Raw genomic sequence first — 5385 nt, 5'->3', positions numbered from 1 at the left:
GAAGAATTTAATCAACAAAAAATTAGTTATAAAAATGTAGCTTAACTAATACTCCTATTTTTGTTTGCATATCCAAACCTTTCTTTAGTAAAATCCATATTTCTAAAATAAGGTATAAAGCTACCTAAAAAATTAATAATATAGTATTTAGCAACAATAAACTTTTTTATTAATAATATTTTTAATCTTGTAAGAAGTGATTTGATTTTCGACATATTGATTTTCTTTATAAGAAATATAACAACTTCGAAACTCTAAGCTATCAGTTCATCGTAAGTTAGTCTATCAGTTGCATTAAGTAATGCAATATTAAATCTATCTCCATCACTAAGATTTCTTGTATTATATCTATATGAAAATTCATCACAATACTTTTGTAAATGTTTAGGGCTTGTAGAATGATAAATACCTAAGATACCTCGTTTTAAAAGACTCCAGAAACCTTCAATTGCATTTGTATGAAATTCTCCTTCTACAAATTGACCTTTATTATGTGGTATTCTTTTATGTATATAATCTTTACTTAATCCAGAATAACCTACCCAACCATCTGATACAATTATTGAGCCTTCTTTTACCATATCTTTAATCACAGCTTTCAAAGTTTTACCTTTTGTATTTGGAATAATTTCAGTAGTAACAATTCCATTACTTAATAAACCAAAAACAACGGTCTTTGTTTTGGTACTTCTACCTTGAGTATTTTTAACTCTACGTTCCTTTGGTTTTTTCATGTTTTTACCTCCTATAAATGTTTCATCAACTTGTGTAACATCATCAAATTTCATCATAGTTTTTGCTCTAAATGAATATCTAATTCTACTTAACATGAACCAAGCAGTTTTTTGAGTTACTCCTAAATCTCTATGTAATTGTGAACTACTGATACCTTTTTTATGAGCAGAAAATAGATAAATAGCCATGAACCATTTTTTCAATTTTATATGAGAGCCTTCAAACATAGTTCCTACAGTAACAGTGAATCTATTTTTACAATCTTTACATTTATATAAACCTTTATGAACACCTTTAAAATTTAATCTATAATGATTTTTGTTCACACTTCCGCAATGTGGACAAACTGGTTCATCATTCCATCGTAATTTTTCTAAATATATTCTACATTTTTCTTCTGTATCAAGAACTTCTACCATTTGTATTAAAGAAGAAAACGCTTTATTATCTTTTGACTTTAAACTATTTAGCATTATTGTTTTATTAAATTTATTAAATAATTGTGAGGCTGAACAATGCAGCAAAATAAATTTTAAGCTTATTTAAAAAAATATTTTACTGCTTGAAATCAGCATGTTACAAACATGAAGTTGGTTTAATTAATTACAAATAATATTTAAATACAATTTTTAATTAGGTACTTGATATTTCACTAAGCATGAATAAAAGAAATACCAATACTTTTATTAAAGTTGAAATAATAGGTTCTTTGAAATAATCAAAAAGTGATATTAAACCTTCGGAAGTCAATAAAAATTTGATTAATCTATTAAATAAAGTTTTAAAATTATTTGATGAACTCTTTATGTTAGTTGATTCAATAGTTTCAATATAAGTTTCTGATTCAAGAGTTATTATTCCGTTGTGAGAGGCGAATGTTTTTCTTGTAACTTTTACTGTACTTTTTCTTTGTTCGTTTTCGAAATTTTGCATAATTTTTGACTTTATGATTTTTCGTTAATACAACAACATTGATCAACGTTAAGAGTCAACTTTATCAAGTTGAAAAAAGCCAGCTAATTAGCTGGCTTTTGTTATTTGTATATCAAGGAGTTAGTTTAATTAAATTTAAACTAACATATAGTACAATGAAGATTTTTCTAGTTAAATATAAGTTCAAACTTCTAAGTTTTTTAAGTAAATTTATACCATATATAAAAAGAATGGTAATAATTGATGAACAACAAATGCTGAAATATATAAATGATTACATCTTATTAGAATTAAAAAGATATGAGAATGAAAAACTATTTGAAATTAATAGAGGTACTCTAAAAATTATTTCAAAAGAATCTAAAACATTTAAAATTGAATTTAAGATTCGTCATTTAAAAACCAATATTCAGTTTTATTTTTGTTTAGAAAATAATGAATCTTCTATTCAGTTACCTGAAATTAAAGATTCATCAATAGCATTTGAAATTCTTAAACTTTATCAAAAGTTTGAACAACTACCAAAAAGTTACATTTCTGATATTCTAAGATTTGTGGAATAATTTTTTATTGGTACATTCAAGTATATAGTTATCTAAATTAATTCTAAAAATCCTTCTGTAAGGTGCATTTTGTCGTTAAATATAAATATTCAAAGCGGTCAATTTTTATAATTGATTAAACTCAAAATTGTAAGTGAATAAATCGATATTTTCTTTAGATTTTAGATCAGAAATATATGTAAATCGTCAGCAAAAAGTTTATTAATATCAATAATACATTTTAAATTCACTATTTCACACCATTTTTTTTAGCCTAATTCTAAATAAGAAAATTCATCAATGATCTAAAATAGATTTGACTTATAAAAACATATAATTATGAGCCAAATACAAATTTCATTGGTTTATAATAGGAAGAATAAAATCAATAAAAATGAAGAATTATTAATTCAGATTTGCTGTTATCAGAATGGAAAGAGAACATATTTTTCAACAGGTCAATTATATTTAATAAAGTTATAATGATAATAAACCATAAATTATTTCATTTCATTTTTAATCAAATTAAGGATTGTAAATATTATATAAAAATTTACACTATTATTATATTGTAATTGAATTTGTTGTAAAAAATATCAAAATTCTTTTATTTTTAACTTGTTTTTTATGTTTTAGATTTTATATATTTGCACCCACGAGAAAAGAAATTGATCTTTTACTCTGGGTCCTATAACTCAGTTGGTTAGAGTAGCTGACTCATAATCAGCAAGTCCTTGGTTCGAGCCCAAGTGGGACCACAAAAGCACCTTTAAAAAGGTGCTTTTTTTATGTCTATAATTTTTAATTTTATTTATAATTTATTGTAAATAAAGTTTTTATGTTTTTTTTTAGTAAGCTTGAAAGACTTTCTTCAATAAGGTAATCCCAATTTATTTTTTTATTTCATTTAACGATGAGCCGATTATTTTGATTAATTGGCTCAAAAAAGTATGAATTATGAGCCGATTAGTAGTTTTTGAGGTTTCAGATATATGTATTTTACGATGTGAATGAGACTAAGACTAAGTATGCGGTTCTGAAACGAGTTCCTTTAGATTTGAAAATCTTAAATTGTAGTATAAAAAGAAGAGAAAAGAGTTTGAGTACACTATAACGAGTTCCTTAAGAGATCAGAAAAATCATTTACACAACTAATCTTATTGAGAATTTGAACGGAAAAATCAGAAAATACACCAAAAATAAATTATCATTTCCAACCGTCGAAGCTGTTATGAAATCCGTATATTTGGCTGTAAGAGAAGCAACCAAAAAATGGTCTATGCCAATACATAATTGGGGAATTATTTTAGATCAATTCTTGAATTTATATCAAAAAAGGGTTAGAATTTAAAAATATCCTAACCCAAGTTATTTATAACTTACACACTTTAAAGGAGAGTGCCACATTTTACGATCTTTTCCTTTCGAGTGTTTACTCTTTTCCCTTCGAGTGCCTCATGGAACGTGTTTTCTTGGTGGCTGAGGTTCTTGAAGTCATACTTGCTCTAATTATTAGAACTAAACAATTTATTAAATCTAGTGTTCAATGTTTCAATATACGCTTGTTTAGTATCTTTATTTAAGAAGCTAATCTCCACAAAATCGATCCATTTTAGTCTAATTTTGATGAATCTTTTGTAAATAGATTCTACTGATTTATTAGGTATTTTTAATGTTTTCGCTAACTGATTGAAATCTTCTATTTTTAATCTATTTTTTTTACCATTAATTGTTAATGCAGATTCTTCCTTATCATCGGGAATTAATAACAGTGTATTCAATAAATCGTAAGCTGGAGATAATTCGTATTCATTGAAATCATTTTCGATTAATGAATAGTTTTTAAGATGCATATCAGCATTTGCAGTCAAATAATTAAATAAAACAATTTCAAATAATTTTTGAGCTTCAAATCCACTATTTTTAGTTAGTTGATAGATTAATTTTCCGATTTTTTCTATTGATCCTCGATATTTATGTTCCGTTAAATTTTCAGTCAATTGACAAAAGTCTTCAACAGCAATTTTATCTTGATTTTTTCGATCAAATCGCTTTGTTAAATAAGCCAATTCACCTGAATTAAGCCGAATAAGTGTGTGTGTTGCTGTTTTTATTTTTACCAATTCCGCTAAATGCATGGTTAAGTCTTCATTTTCGGGTAAGTCGATATATTCTTTTGAAGCAGGTTTTAAAATATAATTTCCTTCAAGATCCACAATTGTAAATCTTGATTGTTTATTTATATCGCTTATAAGATTTAAAGATAATTTTGGCTGTACACCTGTAACTGCAACACTTTTTACAATCAACTTTTTTGCTAATTCTTCTAATTGTTTGCTGTCAAAATCAATTGAAGGAGGATTTATTGAACCAAATATTTTTTTAGAACATTTAGAATGAAAATCAATTTCATTTTCTGCTAATTCTTTGTAACAACTAAGGCATTTTTTCATAATTCTTCATTATTTGAAACGATAGAAACAGCTCCAATACAATCTTTGCAAAGGGTTAATAATAAACCAAAACGATCTTTAGAATTTAATTTCCAATTTTTTACTGCAATATTCAAAAGCCAACCTTCTGGTATTAATCCATCAAAAAAAGGAAATAAAATTTTACTTTCATACGAATCTTGTTGTTTTGGAAGCGTTAAACTAATTGGTTTCGATTCCAAATTATTCAAATATTCTTGATCGTATTTAAAAATATAACCATTTTCATTTTCAGAAATTGTTCCTGCAAATTGATTTTTATAATAGACTAAACCTTTTCTCATTGCTCAATTTTATCAATTACACCAACTTCAGAACCAAATAAAGCTAAAACTTGATTAACTTTATCTAACCTTACAGAAGGTTTTCCTTGTTCTAGTTCACGAATAAATCTTAAACCAACTCCAGCTCTCTCAGCCAATTCAGGTTGTGTAAGTTTTAATCTTTTTCTTTTTTGTTTGATAAATTCTGCAATTGATTGATTCATATTATACCCTTTGAGGTATAAATATAGTCATAATTTTTATTTTATACCCAAAAAGGTATAATATTTATTTAAACGTAAGTATTATACCTTTTAGGGTACGTTTTTTTCCCTTCGAGAGCCTATTAGATTAGCAACTTTAAATAAGTAGTATTAAATTAGATATAACTGAAGAACCAAAGGAAATGAGGTGAACTAG

At 25.8% G+C, this 5385-nt stretch carries 6 protein-coding genes, 1 tRNA gene and 1 pseudogene; 4 read left to right on the top strand and 4 right to left on the bottom strand.

Annotated elements, in window-relative coordinates; all coding sequences use genetic code 11:
* Nucleotides 1-254: 254 nt before the first annotated feature.
* On the bottom strand, nucleotides 255-1208 hold the full coding sequence (locus HXZ74_RS16990; protein ID WP_435653713.1) for an IS1595 family transposase: 954 nt from the start codon (nucleotides 1206-1208) through the stop codon (nucleotides 255-257).
* A gap of 690 nt (nucleotides 1209-1898) precedes the next feature.
* Here HXZ74_RS16990 and HXZ74_RS16985 point away from each other — a divergent pair.
* The 4 genes and pseudogenes from HXZ74_RS16985 to HXZ74_RS16975 form a co-directional block, all read left to right on the top strand.
* Entirely contained in the window at nucleotides 1899-2231 is a 333-nt protein-coding gene (locus tag HXZ74_RS16985; RefSeq protein WP_286476499.1) for a hypothetical protein, read from the top strand.
* Nucleotides 2232-2549: 318 nt separating this feature from the next.
* Nucleotides 2550-2693: an Arm DNA-binding domain-containing protein gene (locus HXZ74_RS17210; RefSeq protein ID WP_125350087.1), complete on the top strand. Its 144-nt coding sequence runs from the start codon at nucleotides 2550-2552 to the stop codon at nucleotides 2691-2693.
* Between the two features lie 201 nt (nucleotides 2694-2894).
* Nucleotides 2895-2968: transfer RNA gene (locus HXZ74_RS16980), tRNA-Ile, on the top strand.
* Between the two features lie 368 nt (nucleotides 2969-3336).
* Nucleotides 3337-3561, top strand: a pseudogene (locus HXZ74_RS16975) (transposase); the annotation flags it as partial.
* Between the two features lie 154 nt (nucleotides 3562-3715).
* On the opposite strand, the gene HXZ74_RS16970 reads toward HXZ74_RS16975, so the two are convergent.
* From HXZ74_RS16970 to HXZ74_RS16960, 3 genes are read right to left on the bottom strand one after another with little or no spacing between them, the layout of a single operon-like run.
* Nucleotides 3716-4663, bottom strand: coding sequence for a HipA domain-containing protein (locus HXZ74_RS16970; RefSeq protein WP_286476498.1), 948 nt, complete (start codon nucleotides 4661-4663; stop codon nucleotides 3716-3718).
* The gene (locus HXZ74_RS16965; RefSeq protein ID WP_286476496.1) at nucleotides 4660-4986 is read right to left on the bottom strand and encodes a HipA N-terminal domain-containing protein; all 327 of its coding nucleotides are present in this window, start codon (nucleotides 4984-4986) and stop codon (nucleotides 4660-4662) included. The genes HXZ74_RS16970 and HXZ74_RS16965 overlap by 4 nt, the downstream gene beginning before the upstream one ends.
* Nucleotides 4983-5189: a helix-turn-helix transcriptional regulator gene (locus HXZ74_RS16960; protein ID WP_114999434.1), complete on the bottom strand. Its 207-nt coding sequence runs from the start codon at nucleotides 5187-5189 to the stop codon at nucleotides 4983-4985. Before HXZ74_RS16960 ends, HXZ74_RS16965 begins: the two co-directional genes overlap by 4 nt.
* Between the last annotated feature and the right edge of the window lie 196 nt (nucleotides 5190-5385).

This window comes from Empedobacter sp. R750 (assembly GCF_030324345.1).
Lineage (GTDB): Bacteria > Bacteroidota > Bacteroidia > Flavobacteriales > Weeksellaceae > Empedobacter > Empedobacter falsenii_C.
The sequence above is the reverse complement of the archived record's forward strand: the minus strand, read 5'-3'. Positions and strand labels throughout refer to the sequence as shown.

Bases quoted from the DNA above. Each gene is read 5' to 3' on its own strand.
- HXZ74_RS16965 (WP_286476496.1), bottom strand. From the start codon at position 4,986: ATGAGAAAAGGTTTAGTCTATTATAAAAATCAATTTGCAGGAACAATT.
- HXZ74_RS16985 (WP_286476499.1), top strand. From the start codon at position 1,899: ATGGTAATAATTGATGAACAACAAATGCTGAAATATATAAATGATTAC.
- HXZ74_RS16960 (WP_114999434.1), bottom strand. From the start codon at position 5,189: ATGAATCAATCAATTGCAGAATTTATCAAACAAAAAAGAAAAAGATTA.
- HXZ74_RS16970 (WP_286476498.1), bottom strand. From the start codon at position 4,663: ATGAAAAAATGCCTTAGTTGTTACAAAGAATTAGCAGAAAATGAAATT.
- HXZ74_RS17210 (WP_125350087.1), top strand. From the start codon at position 2,550: ATGAGCCAAATACAAATTTCATTGGTTTATAATAGGAAGAATAAAATC.
- HXZ74_RS16990 (WP_435653713.1), bottom strand. From the start codon at position 1,208: ATGCTAAATAGTTTAAAGTCAAAAGATAATAAAGCGTTTTCTTCTTTA.